The sequence below is a fragment of the Spirillospora sp. NBC_01491 genome (assembly GCF_036227065.1).
Classification (GTDB): Bacteria; Actinomycetota; Actinomycetes; order Streptosporangiales; family Streptosporangiaceae; genus Spirillospora; species Spirillospora xylanilytica.
The window spans coordinates 4,249,049-4,272,567 of sequence record NZ_CP109432.1 but is presented as its reverse complement, the minus strand read 5'-3'; the positions used below and the strand labels follow the sequence as shown (position 1 = coordinate 4,272,567).

The following is a 23,519-nucleotide window of genomic DNA, read 5'->3' as shown; positions in this document are numbered from 1 at the left end:
GGTCATCAGTGCGAAACTCAGCAACCATCCTTCGCCTCGGCGGCGCGATCCTCGCCGTCGCGGTGCTGGCGGCCTCGCTCGTGCTGCTGCTCCAGGGGTCCGAGCAGCGCCACGTGACGGCGTACTTCACCAAGACCGTGGGCCTCTACGCGGGTGCCGACGTGCGCATCCTCGGCATCAAGGTCGGCAAGGTCACCAAGGTGACCCCGGTCGGCGACGCGGTCAAGGTCGAGTTGGAGTACGAGGCCCGGCGCAAGGTCCCCGCCGGCGCGCAGGCCGTCATCGTCAACCAGACCCTGGTCGCCGACCGCTACATCCAGCTCACCCCCGCCTACAAGGGCGGCGCGCTGCTCCAGGACAAGGCGACGCTGACCACCAGCCGCACCGCGGTCCCGGTGGAGGTCGACGAGATCGGCGGCAGCCTGAGCGACCTCACCAAGGCGCTCGGCCCGGACGGCGCCAACAAGGACGGCTCGCTCTCGCAGCTCCTCCAGGTCGGCGCCGACACCCTGCAAGGGCAGGGCGGCGACATCCGGCAGACGATCCACGACACGTCCAAGATGCTGAGCACCTTCAGCGCCGACCGCGGTGACCTCGCCACCACGATCAAGAACCTGCGCGTGATCACCGACGCGATGAAGGCCAACGACCAGCAGATCCAGCAGTTCACCGGGCACCTCAACGGGGTCTCCGGGCAGCTCGCGGGGGAGAAAGAGGAGCTCAGCGCGGCCCTCAACACCCTCGCCCCGACGCTGCGCAACGTGCAGCGGTTCATCAAGGACAACCGGGGCCAGTTGTCCGACAACGTCCGGCAGCTCGCGCAGATCACCGGCGTGCTGGTCAAGGAGAAGGACGCGGTCGCCGAGCTGCTGGAGTCCGGCCCGATGGCGGTCAACAACCTGGCCCGCGCCTACGACCCGATCAGCGGCACCATCCACAACCGGGCCGACCTGCGCCAGTTCCACGACCTGGCCGACTGGGTCTGCTCGCTGGCCTACTCGGTCGGCACGCCCGCCAAGCAGTGCCTGGACTTCGTCAAGCCCTACAACGGCATCGGCAAGGCGCTGGCCGGGATCAGCCTGGACCTGTCCTGGATCACCGCGCTGACCACCCACTACGACCCGGAGCCGATCCCGCCGGACGCCTACGGGCCGAACGGCCGGGGCAGCGGCGCCACCGCCGCGAAGGGCGGGAAGGCCGCCGGGACGGCCAAGGGCGGCCCGGCCGGTGCGCAGAGGCCGAAGGACGTCAGGGGACTGCTGCCCGGAGGTGGCCGATGAGCAGGAAGCAGTGGCGGCGGGCGCGGCTCGCCGGGGTCGCGGCGCTCGCGGGCGCGGCGGCCCTGTCGGGCTGCTCGTTCCGCGGGGTCGACTCGATCCCGCTGCCCGGCGGCCCGGACCTCGGCAGCGGGCCCACGACCGTCAGGATCGAGTTCGCGAACGTGCTCGACCTGGTGCCGCAGTCGGTGGTCAAGGTCAACGACGTCTCGGTCGGCAAGGTCGACAAGATCGACCTGGCCGGCGGGACGGGCGGCTGGCACGCCCTGGTCACCGTCAAGGTGCGCAAGGACGTCAAGCTGCCCGACAACGCGGTCGCCACGATCGGCCAGACCAGCCTGCTGGGCGAGAAGTTCGTCGCGCTCTCCGCGCCGCCGGGCCAGGCCGCCGCCGGGCGGCTCGGCTCCGGCGACCTCATCCCGCTGGCCCGCACCACGCGCAGCACCGAGGTCGAGGAGGTGCTGTCGGCGATGTCGCTGCTGCTGAACGGCGGCGGCATCGAGCAGGTCTCCACGATCAGCCACGAGCTCCAGGCCGCGATGGGCGGGCGGGAGGCGACGATCAAGTCGGTGCTGGGCCAGGTGAACACCTTCGTCGGCACGCTGGACCGCAACCGCGGCTCCATCACCCGGGCGATCGACAGCATCGACCGGCTGACCGGCAAGCTGTCCAGCGAGCGGGCGACCATCGCCGACACCATCGACAAGACCGGCCCGGCCATCGGCGTCCTGAACCGCAACCGCGCCGATCTGACCAAGATGCTGGTCGCGCTCGACAAGCTGAGCCGCACCACGACCGGCGTGATCGAACAGTCGCAGGCCGACCTGGTGGCCAACCTCAAGGATCTGGACACCATCCTGCGCAACCTCAACAAGGCCGGCTCCGACCTGCCCAAGTCGCTGGAATCGCTGATCACCTTCCCGTTCCCGGCGACCTTCGGCAACGTGATCGAGGGCGACTACGGCAACATCAACCTCACGGTCGACCTCGACATGGAGTCCATCGCGCACAACCTGCTGGGCGGCACCGACCTGGAGGGGATGCTCGGCAACGGGCAGCAGATGCGCAGCATGCTCACCGTCCCGAACGTGCAGCTCCCGCAGTCGCCGCTGGGCGTGCTGCCGCAGACGCCGGGCGGCCGGGGCGGCGGTGCGGGCGGGCAGGGCGGCATCCCGGGCCTTCCGGGCGGTGGCGGGGCCGGCGGCACCCCCGGCGTTCCCGGCGCCACTCCGAAGGCCACGCCCGGGAACAAGGGCGGCGCGTCCCGGAACCGGCCGGGCGCGCTCGGCCCGGGCGCCGGGCAGCGCGATCTCCAGACCCTGATGACGGGGGGCCTCTCGTGATCCTCAAGCGCGGCGTCAAGATCCAGTTGATCGCCTTCGCCCTCATCACCGTCATCGGCGTGACGGTCGTGTCGGTGAACTACATCGGCTTCGGCCGCAAGACGTTCGGCCGCCAGTACACCGCCTTCGTCGACCTCACCGACTCCGGCGGCGTGTTCACCAACGCCGAGGTGACCTACCGGGGCGTCCCGGTCGGACGGGTCGGGCCGATCAGGCTCACCGAGAGCGGCATCAAGGTCGAGCTGACCCTCGACCGCGGGCAGCGGATCCCGCGCGAGGGCACCAAGGCCGTGGTGGCGAACCGGTCGGCGGTCGGCGAGCAGTACATCGACCTCCAGCCCGCCCGCAGGACCGGCCCCTACCTGGACCAGGGCGCCGCCTACACGATCCCGCGCGAGCTGACCACGCTCCCGGTGTCGACCGCCGAGCTGCTGCGCAACGTCGACCGGCTGGTCTCGTCGGTCGACCCCAAGAACCTCGGCACGATCGTGGACGAGCTCGACAAGGCGTTCTCCGGCTCGGCCGCCGACCTCCAGTCGATCCTGGACGACACCGACCGGCTGCTCAAGACCGCCGACCAGGCCTACCCCGACACCAAGAAGCTGCTCGACAACAGCGTCACCGTGCTCGACACCCAGCGGGCCCAGGGCGCCAACATCCTCGGCTTCTCACGGAACCTGAACGAGCTCACCACCCAGCTCCGCAAGGACGACCCGGCGCTGCGCCGGACCATCGAGGCCACCCCCGGCGCGGTGGTGCAGGCCGACAAGACCATCGAGGACCTGGCGCCCACGCTGCCGGTGCTGCTGGCCAACATGACCACCACGGGCCAGATCATCGCCTCGCACAAGGCCGGGCTGCGCTCGCTGCTGATCATGTACCCGATGACGGTGGCCGGCGCGTTCACCGTGACCCCCGGCGACGGCACCCAGCACCTCGGCCTGGCGCTCAACTTCGACTCCCCGCCCCCGTGCACCAAGGGCTACGAGAAGGTCAAGCACCGCTGGCCGCAGGACACCGGCCGCAAGGCCCCGCGGCTGGACGTGGGCTGCACCGACAGCCCCGGCTCCCCGAGCGCGGTCCGCGGCGCGCGCAACTTCCCCAAGCAGGACCTGTCGCCCGTCCCTAAGGTGCCCGCGGGCGCGACGGACGGCGCGGGCTTCCCGGCGGGCGGTGCCTCCGGCAACGCGGCCGGGGCCCCGAAGGCCGAGTCCGGGAAGGGCGGCAAGCCCGCGGCGAAGGGCGCCGGCGAGCGCTCCGGGAGCGGGGACGCCGCGCTCGCGGCGAACAACTCCCTTTACGTCCCGTTCTCATCAGAATCGGTGGAGATCGCCGGATACGACCCTTCGACCGGTACGGTCTACGGGCCCGACGGCAAGCGCTACGGCATGGGCGCGAACGGCGGCCAGCAGCGCATCCTGGGGGATTCCTCCTGGAAGATGCTGCTGCTCGGCCCGCTCTCACAGTGATCACGGCCGGCGCTGTGACGACCGAACGCGGACGTGATGGCGGACGTACGGCCAGAACCCGATGAAGGAGGCGACGCGATGAAGTACGGCGCGACCGACGCGGTCGACGCCGCGGCGTCGCGGGGCCGCGGTGGCGGTGTCACCGTGATCGTCCTGGGCGTGCTCGCGGTGGCCCTGGCCGCGGCGGTCGGGGTGGTCGGCCTGCGCTACCGGCCGGCCCACGACGAGAACGAGCGGCGGGCGGCGGCCACCCAGGCGGCCCGGCAGACCGGCGTCAACCTGGCCAGCATCGACTACCGCAGTGTGCAGCAGGGCATCGACCGGGTGGTCGGCGGGATGACCGGCGACATCAAGAACCAGTGGTCCACCCAGGCCAAGATCATCGCGGACACCGCGACCAAGACCAAGGCCACCTCGCAGGTGCAGCAGGTCCGGGCCGGGGTGGTCTCCCTGGACGAGGACTCGGCCGAGGTGATCGTGGCGATCAGCGCGACGACCACCAGCCCCCAGGTCCCGCAGGGAACCCCGCGCAACTGGCGGTTCGCGATGGGCCTCACCCGGGTCGACGGACGTTGGCTCGTCTCGAAGATGGGAATTGTCCCATGACGATGCTCGGGCGCGGGAAGCGCGACGCCGCCGACAAGGCGCGCAAGGCGGAGAAGGCCCGGCAGAAGGCCGACGAGGCCGCCCGCAAGGCCGCGGAGGCCGCCGCCGAGGCCGAACGGGCCGCCCTGGAGGCCGACGAGGCCGAGGGTGCCGCCAGTGCGGACGCTGAGAGCGACGCTGAGGCGGCGGCGACGACCAAGGGTGCCGGGAAGTCAACCAAGACATCCAAGGCCGCCACGCGGAAGAAGAGCGCCCCAGAGGCCGATTCCGAGCCGGTGGACGATGTCGAAGCCGAGCCGGAGACCGTCTCTAAGCCCGCTCCGAAGGCCAAGACCGCGACCAAGACCACGGCCAAGGCCAAGCCCTCCAAAGTCGAACCCCAGCCCGACGACGAGCCCGAGGCCGCGGCCGACGACGCGGAGGCGGACGCGGACGCGGAGGCGGTCGAGGCCAAGTCCGTCCCGACGAAGAAGAAGCCCGTCCGGAAAATGCCCGAACCCGACGCCGACGCCGACGAGGAGGACGCCGACGAGCCCGACGAGACGGCCGCGGCGTCCGAGGCCGAGCCCTCCAAGGCCGGAACCGACGAGGACGAGGACGAGGACAGCGACGAGGACGAGGACGAGGGCGAGGGCGAGCTCGAGACCACCGTCGTCCCGGCCGAGGCGAGGTCCCGGTCCCGCTCCAGGTCACCGAAGTCGGCGGTCGGCGGGGTGCGTCCCGCGGTGTGGGTGCTCCTCGCCGTCAACGTGGTGCTGGCGGCCCTGCTGGCGTGGCTGTGCGTGGCCCTCTCCGGGGTGAACCAGGAGCAGGGCGACACCAAGGCGGTCGGCAAGGTCTCGTTCGCCGCCGGGCAGGCCGCCGAGGACCTGTCGTCGTACGACTACCGGACGATCGACGACGACCTCAAGCGGGCCACCGACCACACCACCGGCGCGTTCCACGCCGAGTTCGCCAAGATGACCACCACGGTGAAGCCGTCGGCGCTCCAGGGGAAGATCGTGGTGGAGGGGACGGCGGTGAAGACCGCGGTCGAGAGCATCGGCGACGGCAAGGCGATCGCGCTGGTCTACCTCGACCAGCAGACCGCCAAGGGCGCCAGCGGCGAGCGCACCCCGAACCAGTACACGGTGCGCCTGGTGATGAAGAAGGTCGGCGGCCGATGGCTGGTCGCGGAGCTCCAGATGATGTGAGGACGGGGCCGTCCGGACAGGGCTCCGACGTCGGGCGATCACCCCTCCGGGGGTGGTCGCCCGACCGTTGTCCAGGCCCTACCGCCGGGTAGTCGGACGGATCCTAAACTATGGTCTTCCTCACTGCAGGTCAGAGCCCGAAAAGTCCAAGTCCGCTCTTGACTACAAGGCCCTGAGAGGCGATGCTCCAAGGCAACTGTGAGGCATACTGCGGCGGTAGAGTTGCGAGCGGTGTGGCGGTCGGCTACACTGCCCCTTTGCGCTGCCCTCTGACATCCACGTGTGAGAGCACTCCTGCCTTGGTCCCTTTTGGGCCTCATCGTGCAGGTCTCGGACGTGGATCGTCTGGCGTGCGTGTCGTCAGTTACGCCGCGAGCCCTCGGAAGGACCACTCTTGGCAGCCTCGCGCAACGCCTCGAATACCGCAACCGGTCCGAACCGCGTCTCCTTCGCGCGCATCAAGGAGCCGCTCGAAGTCCCGGACCTCCTTGCTCTGCAGACCGACTCTTTTGACTGGCTGCTCGGCAACGAGAGGTGGAAGGCCCGGGTCGAGGCGGCCCAGAAGGCCGGAAGTAAGAGCGTCCCGACCCAGTCGGGTCTGGAGGAGATCTTCGAGGAGATCAGTCCCATCGAGGACTTCTCCGGGACCATGTCGCTCTCGTTCCGCGATCACCGGTTCGAGCCGCCCAAGTACTCCGTCGAGGAGTGCAAGGACAAGGACATGACCTACTCCGCCCCCATGTTCGTCACGGCGGAGTTCATCAACAACACCACCGGTGAGATCAAGAGCCAGACGGTGTTCATGGGCGATTTCCCGCTCATGACGCCCAAGGGCACCTTCATCGTCAACGGGACCGAGCGAGTCGTCGTCTCGCAGCTGGTCCGTTCGCCCGGCGTCTACTTCGACCGCGCGCTCGACAAGGCATCCGACAAGGACATCTACGGCTGCAAGGTCATCCCCAGCCGCGGCGCCTGGCTCGAGTTCGAGATCGACAAGCGCGACAACGTCGGCGTGCGCATCGACCGCAAGCGCAAGCAGCCGGTCACCGTGCTGCTCAAGGCGCTCGGCTGGGACGAGGCCCGCATCCGCGAGCGCTTCGGCTCCTACGAGTCGATCAACGTCACCCTGGAGAAGGACCACACCTCCGGCCAGGACGACGCCCTGCTCGACATCTACCGCAAGCTGCGGCCGGGTGAGCCGCCGACCAAGGAGTCGGCGCAGACCCTGCTGGAGAACCTGTACTTCAACCCCAAGCGCTACGACCTCGCCAAGGTCGGCCGCTACAAGGTCAACAAGAAGCTCGGGCTCGACCTGGACATGAACCAGGGCACGATGACCGAGGACGACGTCGTCGCCACCATCGAGTACCTCGTCCGGCTGCACGCCGGCGAGGAGGAGGCCACCCTCGGGGCGGTCCCGGTGCCGATCGAGGTCGACGACATCGACCACTTCGGCAACCGGCGGCTGCGCACGGTGGGCGAGCTGATCCAGAACCAGGTCCGGCTGGGCCTGGCCCGGATGGAGCGCGTCGTCCGCGAGCGGATGACCACCCAGGACGTCGAGGCGATCACGCCGCAGACCCTGATCAACATCCGGCCGGTCGTCGCCTCCATCAAGGAGTTCTTCGGCACCAGCCAGCTCTCGCAGTTCATGCAGCAGAGCAACCCGCTCGACGGCCTGACGCACAAGCGGCGGCTGTCGGCGCTCGGCCCCGGTGGCCTGTCGCGTGAGCGGGCCGGCATGGAGGTCCGCGACGTCCACCCGTCGCACTACGGCCGCATGTGCCCGATCGAGACGCCGGAAGGCCCGAACATCGGCCTGATCGGCTCGCTCGCCGCGTTCGGCCGGGTCAACCCGTTCGGCTTCGTCGAGACGCCGTACCGCAAGGTCACCGACGGTGTGGTCACCGAGCAGATCGACTACCTCACCGCCGACGAGGAGGACCGCTTCGTCATCGCGCAGGCCAACTCGGCGCTCAATGACGACGGCACCTTCGTCGACGACAAGGTCCTCATCCGCAAGAAGGGCGGCGAGGTCGAGCTGATCCCGCCGAACGACGTCCAGTACATGGACGTCTCGGCGCGGCAGATGACCTCGGTCGCCACCGCGATGATCCCGTTCCTGGAGCACGACGACGCCAACCGGGCGCTGATGGGCTCCAACATGCAGCGCCAGTCCGTTCCGCTGCTGCGCAGCGAGGCGCCGCTGGTGGGCACCGGTATGGAGTACCGTGCCGCGGTCGACGCCGGTGACGTGATCACCGCGGAGAAGGCCGGCGTGGTCGAGGAGGTCTCCGCCGACTACGTGACCGTGATGAACGACGATGCCACCCGGACCACGTACCGGGTCACCAAGTTCAAGCGGTCCAACCAGGGCACCTGCTACAACCAGAAGCCCATCGTGGTCGAGGGGCAGCGGGTCGAGGTCGGCCAGGTCGTCGCGGACGGCCCGTGCACCGACGACGGCGAGATGGCGCTCGGCAAGAACCTCCTCGTGGCGTTCATGCCCTGGGAGGGGCACAACTACGAGGACGCCATCATCCTCAGCCAGCGCCTGGTGCAGGACGACGTCCTGTCCTCGATCCACATCGAGGAGCACGAGGTCGACGCCCGCGACACCAAGCTGGGCCCCGAGGAGATCACCCGGGACATCCCGAACGTCTCCGAAGAGGTCCTGGCCGACCTGGACGAGCGCGGCATCATCCGGATCGGCGCCGACGTCGTCCCCGGCGACATCCTGGTCGGCAAGGTCACGCCCAAGGGCGAGACCGAGCTGACCCCGGAGGAGCGGCTGCTGCGCGCGATCTTCGGCGAGAAGGCGCGCGAGGTGCGCGACACCTCGCTGAAGGTGCCGCACGGCGAAGAGGGCAAGGTCATCGGCGTCCGCGTGTTCAGCCGTGACGAGGGCGACGAGCTCCCGCCCGGCGTGAACGAGCTGGTCCGGGTCTACGTCGCGCAGAAGCGCAAGATCACCGACGGCGACAAGCTGGCCGGACGGCACGGCAACAAGGGCGTCATCTCCAAGATCCTGCCGGTCGAGGACATGCCGTTCATGGAGGACGGCACCGCGGTCGACATCGTGCTCAACCCGCTCGGCGTGCCGGGCCGGATGAACGTGGGGCAGGTCCTGGAGACCCACCTCGGCTGGGTCGCCAGCCGCGGCTGGAAGGTCGAGGGCGTCGACGCCGAGTGGAAGAGCGCGCTCACCGACATCGGTGCCGACGAGGCCCCCGCGTGGACCAAGACCGCCACTCCGGTGTTCGACGGTGCCCGCGAGGACGACGTCACCGGCCTGCTCGAGAGCACCCTGCCCAACCGCGACGGCAACCGCATGGTGAGCCCGGGCGGGAAGGCGCGGCTGTTCGACGGCCGTACCGGCGAGCCCTACAGCGAGCCGGTCTCGGTCGGCTACATCTACATCCTCAAGCTGCTCCACCTGGTCGACGACAAGATCCACGCGCGCTCGACCGGCCCGTACTCCATGATCACTCAGCAGCCGCTCGGCGGTAAGGCCCAGTTCGGTGGCCAGCGCTTCGGTGAGATGGAGGTCTGGGCTCTGGAGGCGTACGGCGCCGCCTACGCCCTCCAGGAGCTGCTGACCATCAAGTCCGACGACGTCCTCGGCCGGGTCAAGGTCTACGAGGCCATCGTCAAGGGCGAGAACATCCCCGAGCCCGGCATTCCCGAGTCCTTCAAGGTGCTCATCAAGGAGATGCAGTCGCTGTGCCTCAACGTCGAGGTCCTCTCCAGCGACGGCATGTCCATCGAGATGCGAGACACCGATGAGGACGTCTTCCGCGCTGCGGAGGAGCTCGGCATCGACCTGTCCCGGCGTGAGCCGAGCAGTGTCGAAGAGGTCTGATCAACTCAAGGGGAATTCAGTTGCTTGACGTCAACTTCTTCGACGAGCTACGCATCGGCCTGGCGACCGCTGACGACATCCGCCAGTGGTCGCACGGCGAGGTCAAGAAGCCGGAGACGATCAACTACCGCACCCTCAAGCCGGAGAAGGACGGGCTCTTCTGCGAGAAGATCTTCGGTCCGACCCGCGACTGGGAGTGCTACTGCGGCAAGTACAAGCGCGTCCGGTTCAAGGGCATCATCTGCGAGCGCTGCGGCGTCGAGGTGACCCGCGCCAAGGTGCGCCGTGAGCGGATGGGCCACATCGAGCTGGCCGCGCCGGTCACGCACATCTGGTACTTCAAGGGCGTGCCCAGCCGGCTCGGCTACCTGCTCGACCTGGCCCCGAAGGATCTCGAGAAGATCATCTACTTCGCGGCCTACATGATCACCAACGTGGACATCGAGCGGCGCGACCGCGACCTGCCCACGCTGGAGGCGCACATCTCGGTGGAGCGCCAGCAGATCGAGCAGGCTCGCGACGCCCAGGTCGAGGCCCGCCAGCAGAAGCTGGAGGGCGACCTCGGCGAGCTCGAGGAGGCCGGGGCCAAGGCCGACCAGAAGCGCAAGGTGCGCGACGGCGCCGAGCGGGAGATGAAGCAGCTGCGCGACCGCGCGCAGCGCGAGATCGACCGCCTCGACGAGGTGTGGAGCCGGTTCAAGAACCTCAAGGTCCAGGACCTCGAGGGCGACGAGCTGCTCTACCGCGAGATGCGCGACCGCTTCGGCAAGTACTTCGAGGGCGGCATGGGCGCCGCGGCCATCCAGGCCCGGCTCCAGAACTTCGACCTCGACGCCGAGGCCGAGAAGCTCCGCGACATCATCCGCACCGGCAAGGGCCAGAAGAAGGCCCGCGCCCTCAAGCGGCTCAAGGTCGTCTCGGCGTTCCTCAACACCCGCAACAGCCCGCTCGGCATGGTGCTGGACTGCATCCCGGTGATCCCGCCGGACCTGCGGCCGATGGTGCAGCTCGACGGTGGCCGCTTCGCGACCTCCGACCTGAACGACCTGTACCGCCGTGTGATCAACCGGAACAACCGGCTCAAGCGGCTGCTCGACCTCGGTGCGCCCGAGATCATCGTCAACAACGAGAAGCGGATGCTCCAGGAGGCCGTCGACGCGCTGTTCGACAACGGCCGCCGCGGCCGGCCCGTCACCGGGCCGGGCAACCGTCCGCTCAAGTCGCTGTCGGACATGCTCAAGGGCAAGCAGGGCCGGTTCCGCCAGAACCTGCTCGGCAAGCGCGTCGACTACTCCGGCCGTTCGGTCATCGTCGTCGGCCCGCAGCTGAAGCTGCACCAGTGCGGCCTGCCCAAGCAGATGGCGCTGGAGCTCTTCAAGCCGTTCGTGATGAAGCGGCTGGTCGACCTCAACCACGCGCAGAACATCAAGAGCGCCAAGCGGATGGTCGAGCGGGCCCGCCCGGTCGTGTGGGACGTGCTCGAAGAGGTCATCACCGAGCACCCGGTGCTGCTCAACCGCGCGCCGACCCTGCACCGCCTGGGCATCCAGGCGTTCGAGCCGCAGCTCGTCGAGGGCAAGGCGATCCAGATCCACCCGCTGGTCTGCACCGCCTTCAACGCCGACTTCGACGGCGACCAGATGGCGGTGCACCTGCCGCTGTCGGCCGAGGCCCAGGCCGAGGCGCGGATCCTGATGCTGTCGACCAACAACATCCTCAAGCCGTCCGACGGCAAGCCCGTCACCATGCCCACCCAGGACATGGTGATCGGCCTCTACTGGCTGACGACGCAGAAGGACGGGTCCGCCGGCGAGGGCCGCTCGTTCGGGTCCATCGCCGAGGGCATCATGGCCTACGACCGCAACGAGCTGGACTTGCAGGCCAAGATCCAGATCCGGCTCAAGGACGTCCCGCCGCCGCGCGGCTGGCAGGCGCCCGAGGGCTACGACGCGGGCCGCCCGTACCGGCTGGAGACCACGCTCGGCCGCGCGCTGTTCAACGAGACGCTGCCCGACGACTTCCCGTTCGTGAACGCGGAGATCAGCAAGAAGCAGCTCTCGGCGATCGTCAACGAGCTGGCCGAGACCTACCCCAAGGTCGCGGTGGCCAACGCGCTGGACGCGCTGAAGAGCACCGGGTTCCACTGGGCCACCCGGTCGGGCGTCACCATCGCCATCGACGACGTGGTGACCCCGCCCAACAAGGCCGACATCCTCAGCTCCTACGAGGCGCGCGCCGACAAGGTGCAGCGGGAGTTCAACCGCGGTCTGATCACCGATGACGAGCGCAAGCAGGAGCTCATCGAGATCTGGAACCACGCGACCGCGGACGTGGCCAAGGACATGGAGGCGGCCTTCCCGAAGGCCAACCCCATCTGGATGATGATCCAGTCCGGGGCCCGCGGCAACCCGCTCCAGCTCCGGCAGATCGCCGGTATGCGCGGCCTGGTCTCCAACCCCAAGGGCGAGACCATCCCGCGTCCGATCAAGTCGTCCTTCCGCGAGGGACTGTCGGTCGTCGAGTACTTCATCTCGACGCACGGCGCCCGCAAGGGCCTGGCCGACACCGCGCTGCGCACCGCCGACTCGGGTTACCTGACCCGGCGCCTGGTGGACGTCGCGCAGGACGTGATCGTCCGCGAGGAGGACTGCGGCACCGACCGCACGATCCCCTTCGAGGTCGCCGACAAGCTGCCCGACGGCACGCTGGTCAAGCCGGCCACGTCCGAGACCAGCCTGATCGGGCGGACCATCGCCGAGGAGGTCGTGGTCGACGGGACGGTCATCTTCCCGGCCGACACCGACCTGTCCGACGCCGTGGTGTCGCGCCTGGTCGAGGCGGGCGTCGAGCGGGTCCGCACCCGCAGCGCCCTGGTCTGCGAGGCCAAGATCGGCGTCTGCGCCGCCTGCTACGGCCGCTCGCTGGCCACCGGCAAGCGGGTGGACGTCGGTGAGGCCGTCGGCATCATCGCCGCGCAGTCCATCGGCGAGCCCGGCACCCAGCTGACCATGCGCACCTTCCACACCGGCGGTGTCGCCGGCGGTGACATCACGCACGGTCTGCCGCGTGTCCAGGAGCTGTTCGAGGCCCGCGTCCCCAAGGGCGTGGCCCCGATCAGCGAGGTGGCCGGCCGGGTCAAGATCGACGAGACCGAGAAGACGCGGAAGGTCGTCATCGTCCCCGACGACGGCTCCGACGAGATCGCCTACCCGGTCCCGATGCGGTCCCGGTTCGAGGAGGGGGTCCGCGAGGGCGCCCACGTCGACGTCGGCCAGCAGCTCATCAAGGGCGCGCAGAACCCGCACGAGGTGCTGCGCATCCTCGGCCCCCGCGCCGTGCAGCTGCACCTGGTCCACGAGGTCCAGGAGGTCTACCGGTCCCAGGGCGTGTCGATCCACGACAAGCACATCGAGATCATCGTCCGGCAGATGCTCAAGCGGGTGAACATCCTGGAGTCGGGTGACACCGACCTGCTGCCGGGCGACCTGGTGGAGCGTCCCCTCTTCGAGGGGCGCAACCGGAACGTCGTGGCCGAGGGCGGGGTCCCCGCCGCCGGCCGTCCGGTCCTGATGGGCATCACCAAGGCCTCGCTCGCGACCGAGTCGTGGCTGTCGGCGGCGTCCTTCCAGGAGACCACCCGGGTGCTCACCGAGGCCGCGATGCACGCCAAGAGCGACCCGCTGCTGGGCCTCAAGGAGAACGTCATCATCGGCAAGCTCATCCCGGCCGGTACCGGCATGCCGCAGTACCGCAACGTCCGGGTTGAGCCCACCGAGGAGGCCAAGGCCGCCGTGTACTCCGTCGGCTCGTACGACGACGGAGCCGAGTACGCCTTCGGCCAGGGCTCCGGCGAGGCCGTCCCGCTGGAGGAGTACGACTTCGGTCAGTACAACCGCTGACGCCTGAACGGCGCGGCAAGCGAACCGAGAGGCCCCTCCCGATCCGTCGGGAGGGGCCTCTCGGCGTCCGCGCGGATCGCGCTCGCGCGGCTGGAGGCCCCCTACCGTCCGCACCCGGTGCTCGGACACTCCTGACGAGGGAGGACGGAACCGCGCGGCTGTCCAGGGGGGCGTCACGGCCGGTGATTTGCGATAGGACCGGCGGTCGAGGCAGGCTGGGGGCGAGAGACCCCGCTCGGTGGCAGCGGCCGCCACGTGGGGGACATCGGTGACAGGATTCGGAGGCCGCGTCATGCGGCGCGCGTCTCCAATCGGCCCGGGTGCCGAAGGGCCCCGGGACGACGGCGCTGAAGGAGCCCGACGATGACCGAGAATGACGGCACGCAGGGACCCCAGTGGCCGTTGCCGGAGGACGAGGAGCAGGGCAGGGGCGGAGCCCAGGGCGAGCAGCAGAACGAGCCGCCAGCGAGGCCGCTCGGTGACCGTACGGTGGTCTTCGGCGCACCCCAGTTGGGCGGCCAGCCCGCACCACCGCCGCCGCAGCAGGCACCGCCGCAGCCCCAGCAGGGGGAGCGGCGGGCACCCGCGCCACCACCGCCCACCATGGTCGAGCCGATGCAGGTGCAGCAGCCCCCGCAAACCCCGCAGGCGCCGCCCCAGCAGCCGTACGCGCCCGCACAGGACCAGCCCCAGTACGGGCAGCCGCCCGCGGGTCAGCCGCCTTACGGTGCTTCTCCCGGCTCTGGTGGCTACCCGGCCCCGCAGGAGCCACAGCAGCAGTACGGCCAGCCACCCGCGCAGGGCCAGGGCCAGCAGCAGGGGGAGCAGCAGCAGTACGGCCAGCAGCCCCAGCAGACTCAGCCCGGCCAGCCGTTGTACGGCCAGCCGCCGCAGCCGTCGTACGGTCAGCCGCCGCAGCAGGCGCCGCAGCAGCCCGGCTACCCGCAGCAGCCGCAGCACGGGTCGCCCCAGGAGCCGCAGCAGCAGTACGGCCAGCCCCCGGTGGAGTCCGCCACCGACCGCACCCTGATCGTCCCGGGTCCCGGGAGCGAGCCCGAGAAGCCCCGGCCCCAGATCGACGATGCCGCCACGCTGCACTGGTCGCCGGGCACCGACATCCCGGTCGCGACGGGCCCCGAGCGCAGGTCCGAGCCTCCCGTTCAGCAGGCACCCCCGCAGCAGGCACCCCCGCAGCAGGCACCCCCGCAGCAGGCGCCCCCTCAGTACGCACCCCCGCAGCAGGCACCGGCCGGCCAGCCCTGGCAGGCCCCCGCACAGGCGCCCGCGCCCGAGCCGTGGGGCCAGGAACCGCAGCAGGGCCAGGGCGACCACGAGCGCACGATGATGGTTCCGCCGCCCGACTCCGGCTTCGGGGCGGGCTCGCACGCCGCGCCGATGGAGGAGTCTCCGGCGTTCGGCGTCCCCCAGCCGTCCGGCACGGGCGAGCAGGGCCGGATTGACGACGGCGTACCGACGCAGGCGTTCGACCCGGGCACCGGCCAGCCGCCTGCCGAGCCGGCCGGGATGCCCGAGCACACCCGCATGGACCTCGGTCAGCAGCAGTGGCTGCCGGCTGGCCAGCAGCAGGCCGAACAGGGCTACGGCCAGCAGCAGTACGGCGCACAGCAGTTCGGTCAGCCCGAGCAGCAGCAGGGGTACGGCGGCCAGCAGCAGTACGGTCAGCAGCAGCAGTACGGCCAGCCCGAGCAGCAGGCACCGTACGGCCAGCAGGGCGACCAGCAGCAGTACGGGCAGGCCGCCTACGGTCAGCAGCCCGGCCAGCAGCAGCAGTACGGCCAGCAGCAGTACGGCCAGCCGGCCGGTGAGGGCGGGTACCCCGGCTATGCGGGAGCGTCCGAGAGCAAGGGCGGCAACAAGAACCTGTTCATCATCGCCGGCGCCGTCGCGATCGTGGTGATCGTGGTCGCCGTCGTGGCGTTCATGTTGTAAGCGGGGCCGTGCCGCACCGAATGCCGGCGGGTGTTCCGGTCCCTTGGAGGGACGGAACACCCGCCGGCATTCGAACGTTGGGGATTACGGGAAGGTCATCCCGGAGTGCTCCGGGGTCTTGCGCCGGAGGGTGTGCGCACGATAGTGCGCTGCTCGCTTTGCACTTTCGCCCGGGGGTCGGTAACCTCTCTCCCTGTGCCCGTACTATGCGGGTCCACTCTGCGTGCGCGTGGTGAGGCAGGTGCCAGGCCCAGCGCCGCAACCAACTCCCCGGCTTGATTCGGCCCTCTTTGCGGGCCGGGCGGTCTGTGTCGGTTTCACGCGGCTTGAACTCCGTGGGGCGGCGACACGCCCGACCGCGGGGGTCGGAGAGGTCGGGAAACCGGCAGGTCACAGCCTCCCGTGAGGTAGTGATGACGGGTTCCGCGCAAGCAGAACTCTGGCAGAACAAGACTTACCGGCTTGGTACGAGGAAGACGGAGACGCGGTGCCCACGATCCAGCAGCTGGTCCGAAAGGGCCGCCAGGACAAGGTGACCAAGAACAAGACGCCCGCGCTGAAGGAGAGCCCCCAGCGCAGGGGGGTCTGCATGCGCGTCTACACGACGACGCCCAAGAAGCCGAACTCGGCGCTTCGTAAGGTCGCCCGTGTCCGGCTGACCAGCGGGATTGAGGTCACGGCCTACATCCCCGGCGTCGGGCACAACCTTCAGGAGCACTCGATCGTGCTCGTGCGCGGCGGCCGGGTGAAGGACCTGCCGGGTGTTCGGTACAAGATCATCCGGGGGTCGCTCGACACCCAGGGTGTGCGTAACCGCAAGCAGGCGCGTAGCAAGTACGGCGCGAAGAAGGAGAAGAGCTGATGCCGCGCAAGGGCCCTGCTGGCAAGCGCCAGCTGATCGCTGACCCGGTGTACAACTCGCCGCTGGTCACCGCGCTCATCAACAAGATTCTCCTGGACGGCAAGCGTTCCATCGCGCAGGGCATCGTTTACGAGGCCCTCGAAGGCGCCCGCGAGAAGACCGGCAACGACCCGGTCGTCACGCTCAAGCGCGCGCTCGACAACGTGAAGCCGACCCTGGAGGTCCGCAGCCGCCGTGTCGGTGGCGCGACCTACCAGGTCCCGGTGGAGGTGCGGCCGGCGCGCAGCACCACCCTGGCCCTGCGCTGGCTGGTGGTGTACGCCCGGCAGCGTCGCGAGAAGACCATGACCGAGCGGCTGATGAACGAGCTGCTCGACGCGAGCAACGGCCTCGGTGCTTCTGTGAAGAAGCGCGAGGACACCCACAAGATGGCGGAGTCCAACAAGGCCTTCGCGCACTACCGCTGGTAATCCGGCGGAACAACGACTGACGACGAGACGACGCGAGGGCACAGTGGCTACCAAAACCGGTGTAGACCTGGCCAAGGTCCGCAACATCGGGATCATGGCCCATATCGACGCGGGCAAGACCACGACGACCGAGCGCATCCTCTACTACACGGGGATGAGCTACAAGATCGGCGAGGTCCATGACGGCGCTGCCACCATGGACTGGATGGAGCAGGAGCAGGAGCGGGGAATCACCATCACCTCCGCGGCCACCACCTGCGAATGGCCCGTCGACGAGGTCAAGCACACGATCAACATCATCGACACCCCGGGCCACGTCGACTTCACCGTCGAAGTGGAACGCAACCTGCGGGTGCTCGACGGCGCTGTCGCCGTGTTCGACGGTGTGGCCGGTGTGGAGCCCCAGTCCGAGACCGTTTGGCGTCAGGCCGACCGGTACGGCGTTCCTCGCATGTGCTTCGTCAACAAGCTCGACCGCGTCGGCGCGGAGTTCCACCGCTGCGTCGACATGATCGAGAACCGGCTCAACGCGGTCCCGCTGGCGCTGCAGCTGCCGATCGGCGCCGAGGCCGACTTCAAGGGCGTCATCGACCTGGTGACGATGCAGGCGCTCCTCTGGAACGAGGAGGCCAAGCTCGGCGAGATGTACGACACCGTCGACATCCCCGACACGCACACCGAGGTCGCCCGCGAGTGGCACGACAAGCTGGTCGAGACGCTGGCCGAGGCCGACGACGAGATCATGGAGCTGTACCTGGAGGGCACCGAGCCCACCGTGGAGCAGCTCTACGCCGGCATCCGCCGCGCGACCATCGCGGCGAAGCTCACCCCGGTGACGTGCGGCACGGCCTTCAAGAACAAGGGCGTGCAGCCGCTGCTGGACGCGATCGTCCGCTACCTGCCCTCGCCGCTCGACGTGGATGCCATCGAGGGCCACGCCGTGCGTGACGAGGACAAGACGCTGGAGCGCAAGCCCAGCGAGGACGAGCCGCTGTCGGCGCTGGCGTTCAAGATCGCGAGCGACCCGCACCTGGGCAAGCTGACCTTCGTGCGGATCTACTCGGGCGTCCTGACCTCCGGAATGACCGTGCTGAACTCGGTCAAGGAGCGCAAGGAGCGGATCGGCAAGATCTACCGGATGCACGCCAACAAGCGCACCGAGATCGAGCGCGCGGGCGCCGGCGACATCGTCGCGGTGATGGGTCTCAAGCAGACCACCACCGGTGAGACGCTGTGCGACGAGAAGAACCCGATCGTCCTGGAGTCGATGAACTTCCCGGCGCCGGTGATCCACGTCGCGATCGAGCCGAAGACCAAGGCCGACCAGCAGAAGCTGGGCACCGCGATCCAGCGGCTGGCCGAAGAGGACCCGTCGTTCACCGTCCGCTCCGACGAGGAGACCGGGCAGACCGTCATCTCCGGCATGGGCGAGCTCCACCTGGAGATCCTCGTCGACCGGATGAAGCGCGAGTTCAAGGTCGACGCCAACGTCGGCCGCCCGCAGGTGGCCTACCGCGAGACGATCGCCAAGAAGGTCGAGAAGGTCGAGTACACCCACAAGAAGCAGACGGGTGGCTCGGGCCAGTTCGGCCGCGTGATCATCGACCTGGAGCCGCTGGGCGGCGGCAGCGACGGCTACGAGTTCGAGAACAAGGTCACCGGTGGCCGCATCCCGCGGGAGTACATCCCGTCGGTCGACGCGGGCTGCCAGGAGGCCGCCGAGTTCGGCGTCCTCGCCGGTTACCCGATGGTGGGCGTCAAGGTCACCCTGCGTGACGGCGCCTACCATGAGGTGGACTCCTCGGAAATGGCGTTCAAGGTCGCCGGCTCCATGGCGTTCAAGGAGGCCGCCCGCCGAGCGACCCCCACGCTGCTGGAGCCGATGATGGCGGTCGAGGTCAGCACGCCCGAGGACAACATGGGCGATGTGATCGGCGACCTCAACAGCCGCCGCGGTCAGGTCCAGTCCATGGACGAGCGTTCGGGCCTGCGGGTCATCAAGGCACTCGTTCCGCTCTCCGAGATGTTCGGCTACGTGGGTGATCTGCGCAGCAAGACCCAGGGCCGGGCTGTCTTCACCATGCAGTTCGACTCCTACGCCGAGGTTCCAGGGAACGTCGCGCAGGAGATCATCGCCAAGGCACGGGGCGAGTAGTAGTACCCGGCCTGCCTCAGATCACCAAGACGTACATCGAAGCGGTCGTGCAGACGGCCGAGGATCGTAACAAGGAGCAACCCAGTGGCGAAGGCCAAGTTCGAGCGGACGAAGCCGCACGTGAACATCGGCACCATTGGTCACATCGACCACGGTAAGACCACGCTTACCGCGGCGATTACCAAGGTGCTCCACGACAAGTTCCCGGACCTCAACCCGTTCACGCCGTTCGAGGACATCGACAAGGCGCCGGAAGAGCGCGAGCGCGGTATCACCATCTCGATCTCGCACGTCGAGTACCAGACCGAGGCGCGGCACTACGCGCACGTCGACTGCCCGGGTCACGCGGACTACATCAAGAACATGATCACCGGTGCCGCGCAGATGGACGGCGCCATCCTGGTGGTCGCCGCGACCGACGGCCCGATGCCGCAGACCAAGGAGCACGTGCTCCTGGCCCGCCAGGTCGGCGTCCCCTACATCGTCGTCGCGCTGAACAAGTGCGACATGGTCGATGACGAGGAGATCCTGGAGCTCGTCGAGCTCGAGGTCCGCGAGCTGCTGTCGGAGTACGAGTTCCCGGGCGACGACCTTCCGGTCGTGCGCGTCTCGGCCTTCCAGGCGCTCCAGGGCGACGCGAAGTGGGCCGACTCGATCGTCGAGCTGATGAACGCCGTCGACGAGAACGTGCCCGAGCCGGTGCGTGACACCGACAAGCCCTTCCTGATGCCGATCGAGGACGTCTTCTCGATCACCGGCCGCGGCACCGTGGTGACCGGCCGGATCGAGCGCGGCGTGGTCAACGTCAACGAGACCGTCGACATCATCGGCATCAAGGACACCTCGACCTCCACCACGGTCACCGGTGTCGAGATGTTCCGCAAGCTGCTCGACCAGGGCCAGGCCGGCGACAACGTGGGCCTGCTGCTGCGCGGCATCAAGCGCGAGGACGTCGAGCGCGGCCAGTGCATCATCAAGCCGGGCACCAACACCCCGCACACCGCGTTCGAGGCGCAGGTCTACATCCTGTCCAAGGACGAGGGCGGACGGCACACGCCGTTCTTCAACAACTACCGGCCGCAGTTCTACTTCCGGACCACGGACGTGACCGGCGTGGTGAACCTGCCCGACGGCACCGAGATGGTCATGCCGGGCGACAACACCGAGATGAACGTCGAGCTCATCCAGCCCATCGCGATGGAGGAGGGGCTGAAGTTCGCCATCCGTGAGGGTGGCCGGACGGTCGGCGCCGGTCGAGTGATCAAGATCAACAAGTAGCACCTCGTCGCCGCGGCGGCCCCGCCCAGCGGGGCCGCCGCGCCGACGGACACCGAGTAACAGCGGCACTACCAGCAAAGGACACCGAGGCCACCATGGCGGGACAGAAGATCCGCATCCGGCTCAAGGCCTACGACCACGAGGTCATCGACACCTCCGCGAAGAAGATCGTTGAGACGGTGACGCGGACGGGCGCCAAGGTCGCGGGCCCGGTGCCGCTGCCGACCGAGAAGAACGTGTACTGCGTCATCCGCTCGCCGCACAAGTACAAGGACTCGCGCGAGCACTTTGAGATGCGCACGCACAAGCGGTTGATCGACATCATCGACCCGACGCCCAAGACGGTCGACTCGCTGATGCGACTCGACCTTCCGGCCGGCGTTGACATCGAGATCAAGCTCTAAGGGACGCACCGAGATGAGTACGCAGAGGAAGGGCGTCCTGGGCGAGAAGCTCGGCATGACCCAGGTCTTCGACGATGAGGGCCGGATCGTTCCGGTGACCGTCGTCCAGGCCGGGCCGTGTGTCGTCACCCAGCTCCGCTCCCAGCAGACCGACGGCTACACCGCCGTCCAGCTCGGGTTCGGTCAGATCGATCCGCGCAAGGTGAACAAGCCGCGCACGGGTCACTTCGAGAAGGCCGGCGTCACGCCGCGCCGCTACCTCGTCGAACTGCGGGCTGACGACACCACCGAGTTCGAACTCGGCCAGGAGATCACCGTTCAGGTCTTCGAGGCCGGCCAGAAGATCGACGTCACCGGCACCAGCAAGGGCAAGGGCACCGCGGGGGTGATGAAGCGCCACGGGTTCAAGGGCCTGAGCGCTTCGCACGGCACCCAGCGCAAGCACCGCTCGCCGGGCTCGATCGGCGGCTGCGCGACCCCCGGTCGCGTCTTCAAGGGCCTCCGCATGGCGGGGCGGCACGGAAACGCCCGCACCACCGTGCAGAACCTGACCATCCATGCCATCGACCCGGAGAAGAACCTGCTCCTCATCAAGGGCGCGGTTCCCGGTCCCAACGGCGGCGTGGTCCTGGTCCGCGACGCAGTGAAGGGGACGGGCAAGTGACCTCCAAGCTCGACATCGACCTGCCCGCCGAGGTCTTCGACGCGAAGACCAGCGTGCCGCTGATCCACCAGGTCGTGGTGGCCCAGCTGGCCGCCGCGCGGCAGGGCACGCACTCGACCAAGACCCGGGGCGAAGTCTCCGGCGGTGGCAAGAAGCCGTACCGGCAGAAGGGCACCGGCCGCGCCCGTCAGGGCTCGACCCGTGCCCCGCAGTTCGCCGGCGGCGGCGTCGTGCACGGTCCGCAGCAGCGGGACTACTCGCAGAAGACGCCCAAGAAGATGAAGGCCGCCGCGCTGCGCGGTGCCCTGTCCGACCGCGCCCGGTTCGGCCGGGTGCACGTGGTCGACGGGCTGATCGAGGGCGACACTCCGAAGACGAAGACGGCGCTGGCGGCGCTGCGCGGCGTCACCGAGGCCACCCGCGTGCTCCTGGTCCTGGACCGGGAGGACGACGTGACCTGGAAGAGCCTGCGCAACGAGCCGGCCGTGCACGTTCTCGTCTCGGACCAGCTCAACACCTATGACGTGCTGGTGAACGATGAAGTCGTCTTCACGCAGAAGGCGTACGACGAGTTCATCTCGCGCGTGACGAAGAAGTAGGGGGAGGACAGATGCAGAAGATCGCTGACCCCCGCGACGTCATCATCGCGCCGGTCGTCTCGGAGAAGAGCTACGGGCTGCTCGACGAGAACAAGTACACCTTCGTCGTCCGCCCGGACGCCAACAAGTCCCAGATCAAGCAGGCGGTCGAGGCGGTGTTCAACGTCAAGGTGACGAACGTGAACACGCTCAACCGCCAGGGCAAGCGCAAGCGCACCCGGTTCGGCTACGGCAAGCGCAAGGACACCAAGCGCGCCATCGTGAGCCTGGCCGAGGGCGAGCGGATCGACATCTTCGGCGGCCCGGCCTAGAGCCGGGACCCCGAGGCAGACAAGGGATGAACGAATAAGATGGGCATCCGTAAGTACAAGCCGACGACACCAGGTCGTCGCGGCTCCAGCGTGGCCGACTTCGTCGAGGTCACCCGCCGTGAGCCGGAGAAGTCGCTGCTGCGTCCGCTCCCCAAGAAGGGCGGCCGTAACAACCACGGCCGCATCACCACCCGGCACCAGGGCGGGGGTCACAAGCGCGCTTACCGCGTGATCGACTTCCGCCGGCACGACAAGGACGGGGTTCCCGCCAAGGTCGCGCACATCGAGTACGACCCCAACCGCACCGCGCGGATCGCGCTGCTGCACTACGCCGACGGCGAGAAGCGCTACATCCTCGCGCCGACCGGCCTGAAGCAGGGCGACCGGGTGGAGAACGGGCAGGGCTCGGACATCAAGCCGGGCAACTGTCTGCCGCTGCGCTACATCCCGACGGGTACGGTCGTCCACGCCATCGAGCTGCGGCCCGCCGGCGGCGCCAAGCTGGCCCGCAGTGCGGGTGCCGGCGTCCAGCTGCTGGCCAAGGAGGGCAAGTACGCCACCCTGCGCATGCCTTCGGGCGAGATGCGCATGGTGGACCTCCGCTGCCGCGCCACGGTCGGCGCGGTCGGCAACGCCGAGCAGTCCAACATCAACTGGGGCAAGGCCGGCCGGATGCGGTGGAAGGGCAAGCGCCCGACCGTCCGCGGTGTGGCCATGAACCCGATCGACCACCCGCACGGTGGTGGTGAGGGCAAGACCTCCGGTGGCCGGCACCCGGTGAACCCGAACGGTAAGAAGGAAGGCCGCACTCGCCAGGCGAACAAGTCGAGCGACCGGCTGATCGTCCGTCGTCGCAGCAAGAAGAAGCGGTAGGAGTCGTCCGTTATGCCACGTAGCCTTAAGAAGGGCCCCTTCGTGGACGACCACCTGATGAAGAAGGTGGACGTCCAGAACGAGAAGGGCACCAAGAACGTCATCAAGACGTGGTCGCGGCGCTCCATGATCGTGCCGGACATGATCGGTCACACGATCGCCGTGCACGACGGCCGCAAGCACGTGCCGGTGTTCATCACCGACGCCATGGTGGGGCACAAGCTCGGCGAGTTCTCGCCGACGCGCACGTTCCGCAGCCACGTCAAGGAAGACCGCCGCAGCCGTCGCGGCTGAGCAGGCAGAC

General features: G+C 68.8%; 18 protein-coding genes. All 18 read left to right on the top strand.

The features are described from left to right. The first annotated feature begins 8 nt into the window (after positions 1 to 8). The 18 genes from OHA34_RS19815 to rpsS all read left to right on the top strand — a co-directional run bounded on the left by OHA34_RS19815 (position 9) and on the right by rpsS (position 23,509). Positions 9 to 1,280 carry an MCE family protein gene (locus OHA34_RS19815; protein ID WP_285942724.1) on the top strand — a complete coding sequence of 424 codons (1,272 nt, stop codon included), beginning with the start codon at positions 9 to 11 and terminating at the stop codon, positions 1,278 to 1,280. Then, positions 1,277 to 2,620, top strand: coding sequence for an MCE family protein (locus tag OHA34_RS19810; protein ID WP_285942723.1), 1,344 nt, complete (start codon positions 1,277 to 1,279; stop codon positions 2,618 to 2,620). The genes OHA34_RS19815 and OHA34_RS19810 overlap by 4 nt, the downstream gene beginning before the upstream one ends. Beyond that, a complete protein-coding gene (locus tag OHA34_RS19805) occupies positions 2,617 to 4,089 on the top strand; it encodes an MlaD family protein (RefSeq protein ID WP_329518538.1) in 1,473 nt (490 codons plus the stop codon). Before OHA34_RS19810 ends, OHA34_RS19805 begins: the two co-directional genes overlap by 4 nt. 78 nt (positions 4,090 to 4,167) lie before the next feature. Beyond that, complete coding sequence (locus tag OHA34_RS19800) at positions 4,168 to 4,695, top strand: hypothetical protein (RefSeq protein ID WP_329518537.1); 528 nt, start codon at positions 4,168 to 4,170, stop codon at positions 4,693 to 4,695. Continuing rightward, complete coding sequence (locus OHA34_RS19795; protein ID WP_329518536.1) at positions 4,692 to 5,888, top strand: hypothetical protein; 1,197 nt, start codon at positions 4,692 to 4,694, stop codon at positions 5,886 to 5,888. Before OHA34_RS19800 ends, OHA34_RS19795 begins: the two co-directional genes overlap by 4 nt. 394 nt (positions 5,889 to 6,282) lie before the next feature. After that, positions 6,283 to 9,750, top strand: a complete 3,468-nt coding sequence (rpoB, locus tag OHA34_RS19790; RefSeq protein WP_285942719.1) for a DNA-directed RNA polymerase subunit beta — start codon at positions 6,283 to 6,285, stop codon at positions 9,748 to 9,750. Between the two features lie 20 nt (positions 9,751 to 9,770). Beyond that, positions 9,771 to 13,649, top strand: coding sequence for a DNA-directed RNA polymerase subunit beta' (locus OHA34_RS19785; RefSeq protein ID WP_285942718.1), 3,879 nt, complete (start codon positions 9,771 to 9,773; stop codon positions 13,647 to 13,649). A gap of 363 nt (positions 13,650 to 14,012) precedes the next feature. Next, entirely contained in the window at positions 14,013 to 15,599 is a 1,587-nt protein-coding gene (locus tag OHA34_RS19780) for a hypothetical protein (RefSeq protein WP_329518535.1), read from the top strand. Positions 15,600 to 16,086: 487 nt separating this feature from the next. Then, positions 16,087 to 16,461, top strand: coding sequence for a 30S ribosomal protein S12 (rpsL, locus tag OHA34_RS19775; protein ID WP_285942715.1), 375 nt, complete (start codon positions 16,087 to 16,089; stop codon positions 16,459 to 16,461). Beyond that, positions 16,461 to 16,931: a 30S ribosomal protein S7 gene (gene rpsG, locus OHA34_RS19770; protein ID WP_285942714.1), complete on the top strand. Its 471-nt coding sequence runs from the start codon at positions 16,461 to 16,463 to the stop codon at positions 16,929 to 16,931. Before rpsL ends, rpsG begins: the two co-directional genes overlap by 1 nt. 43 nt (positions 16,932 to 16,974) lie before the next feature. Further along, on the top strand, positions 16,975 to 19,086 hold the full coding sequence (gene fusA, locus OHA34_RS19765) for an elongation factor G (RefSeq protein ID WP_285942713.1): 2,112 nt from the start codon (positions 16,975 to 16,977) through the stop codon (positions 19,084 to 19,086). Positions 19,087 to 19,170: 84 nt separating this feature from the next. Continuing rightward, positions 19,171 to 20,364, top strand: a complete 1,194-nt coding sequence (gene tuf / locus OHA34_RS19760; RefSeq protein ID WP_285942712.1) for an elongation factor Tu — start codon at positions 19,171 to 19,173, stop codon at positions 20,362 to 20,364. A 95-nt stretch (positions 20,365 to 20,459) separates the two neighbouring features. Next, positions 20,460 to 20,768: a 30S ribosomal protein S10 gene (rpsJ, locus tag OHA34_RS19755; RefSeq protein ID WP_018657599.1), complete on the top strand. Its 309-nt coding sequence runs from the start codon at positions 20,460 to 20,462 to the stop codon at positions 20,766 to 20,768. A gap of 13 nt (positions 20,769 to 20,781) precedes the next feature. After that, positions 20,782 to 21,432 (top strand): 50S ribosomal protein L3, encoded by a 651-nt coding sequence (gene rplC / locus OHA34_RS19750; protein WP_285942711.1) that lies wholly within the window; start codon positions 20,782 to 20,784, stop codon positions 21,430 to 21,432. Then, positions 21,429 to 22,031, top strand: coding sequence for a 50S ribosomal protein L4 (rplD, locus tag OHA34_RS19745; RefSeq protein ID WP_285942710.1), 603 nt, complete (start codon positions 21,429 to 21,431; stop codon positions 22,029 to 22,031). The genes rplC and rplD overlap by 4 nt, the downstream gene beginning before the upstream one ends. 11 nt (positions 22,032 to 22,042) lie before the next feature. Continuing rightward, a complete protein-coding gene (gene rplW / locus OHA34_RS19740) occupies positions 22,043 to 22,342 on the top strand; it encodes a 50S ribosomal protein L23 (RefSeq protein ID WP_285942709.1) in 300 nt (99 codons plus the stop codon). A gap of 39 nt (positions 22,343 to 22,381) precedes the next feature. Continuing rightward, positions 22,382 to 23,215 (top strand): 50S ribosomal protein L2, encoded by an 834-nt coding sequence (gene rplB, locus OHA34_RS19735; RefSeq protein ID WP_285942708.1) that lies wholly within the window; start codon positions 22,382 to 22,384, stop codon positions 23,213 to 23,215. A 12-nt stretch (positions 23,216 to 23,227) separates the two neighbouring features. Continuing rightward, entirely contained in the window at positions 23,228 to 23,509 is a 282-nt protein-coding gene (rpsS, locus tag OHA34_RS19730) for a 30S ribosomal protein S19 (protein ID WP_285942707.1), read from the top strand. Positions 23,510 to 23,519 lie beyond the last annotated feature (10 nt).

Coding starts and splice junctions, on each gene's coding strand:
- OHA34_RS19810 (WP_285942723.1), top strand. CDS start 1,277: ATGAGCAGGAAGCAGTGGCGGCGGGCGCGGCTCGCCGGGGTCGCGGCG.
- OHA34_RS19800 (WP_329518537.1), top strand. CDS start 4,168: ATGAAGTACGGCGCGACCGACGCGGTCGACGCCGCGGCGTCGCGGGGC.
- OHA34_RS19795 (WP_329518536.1), top strand. CDS start 4,692: ATGACGATGCTCGGGCGCGGGAAGCGCGACGCCGCCGACAAGGCGCGC.
- OHA34_RS19780 (WP_329518535.1), top strand. CDS start 14,013: ATGACCGAGAATGACGGCACGCAGGGACCCCAGTGGCCGTTGCCGGAG.
- rpsG (WP_285942714.1), top strand. CDS start 16,461: ATGCCGCGCAAGGGCCCTGCTGGCAAGCGCCAGCTGATCGCTGACCCG.
- rpsJ (WP_018657599.1), top strand. CDS start 20,460: ATGGCGGGACAGAAGATCCGCATCCGGCTCAAGGCCTACGACCACGAG.
- rplC (WP_285942711.1), top strand. CDS start 20,782: ATGAGTACGCAGAGGAAGGGCGTCCTGGGCGAGAAGCTCGGCATGACC.
- rplW (WP_285942709.1), top strand. CDS start 22,043: ATGCAGAAGATCGCTGACCCCCGCGACGTCATCATCGCGCCGGTCGTC.
- rplB (WP_285942708.1), top strand. CDS start 22,382: ATGGGCATCCGTAAGTACAAGCCGACGACACCAGGTCGTCGCGGCTCC.
- rpsS (WP_285942707.1), top strand. CDS start 23,228: ATGCCACGTAGCCTTAAGAAGGGCCCCTTCGTGGACGACCACCTGATG.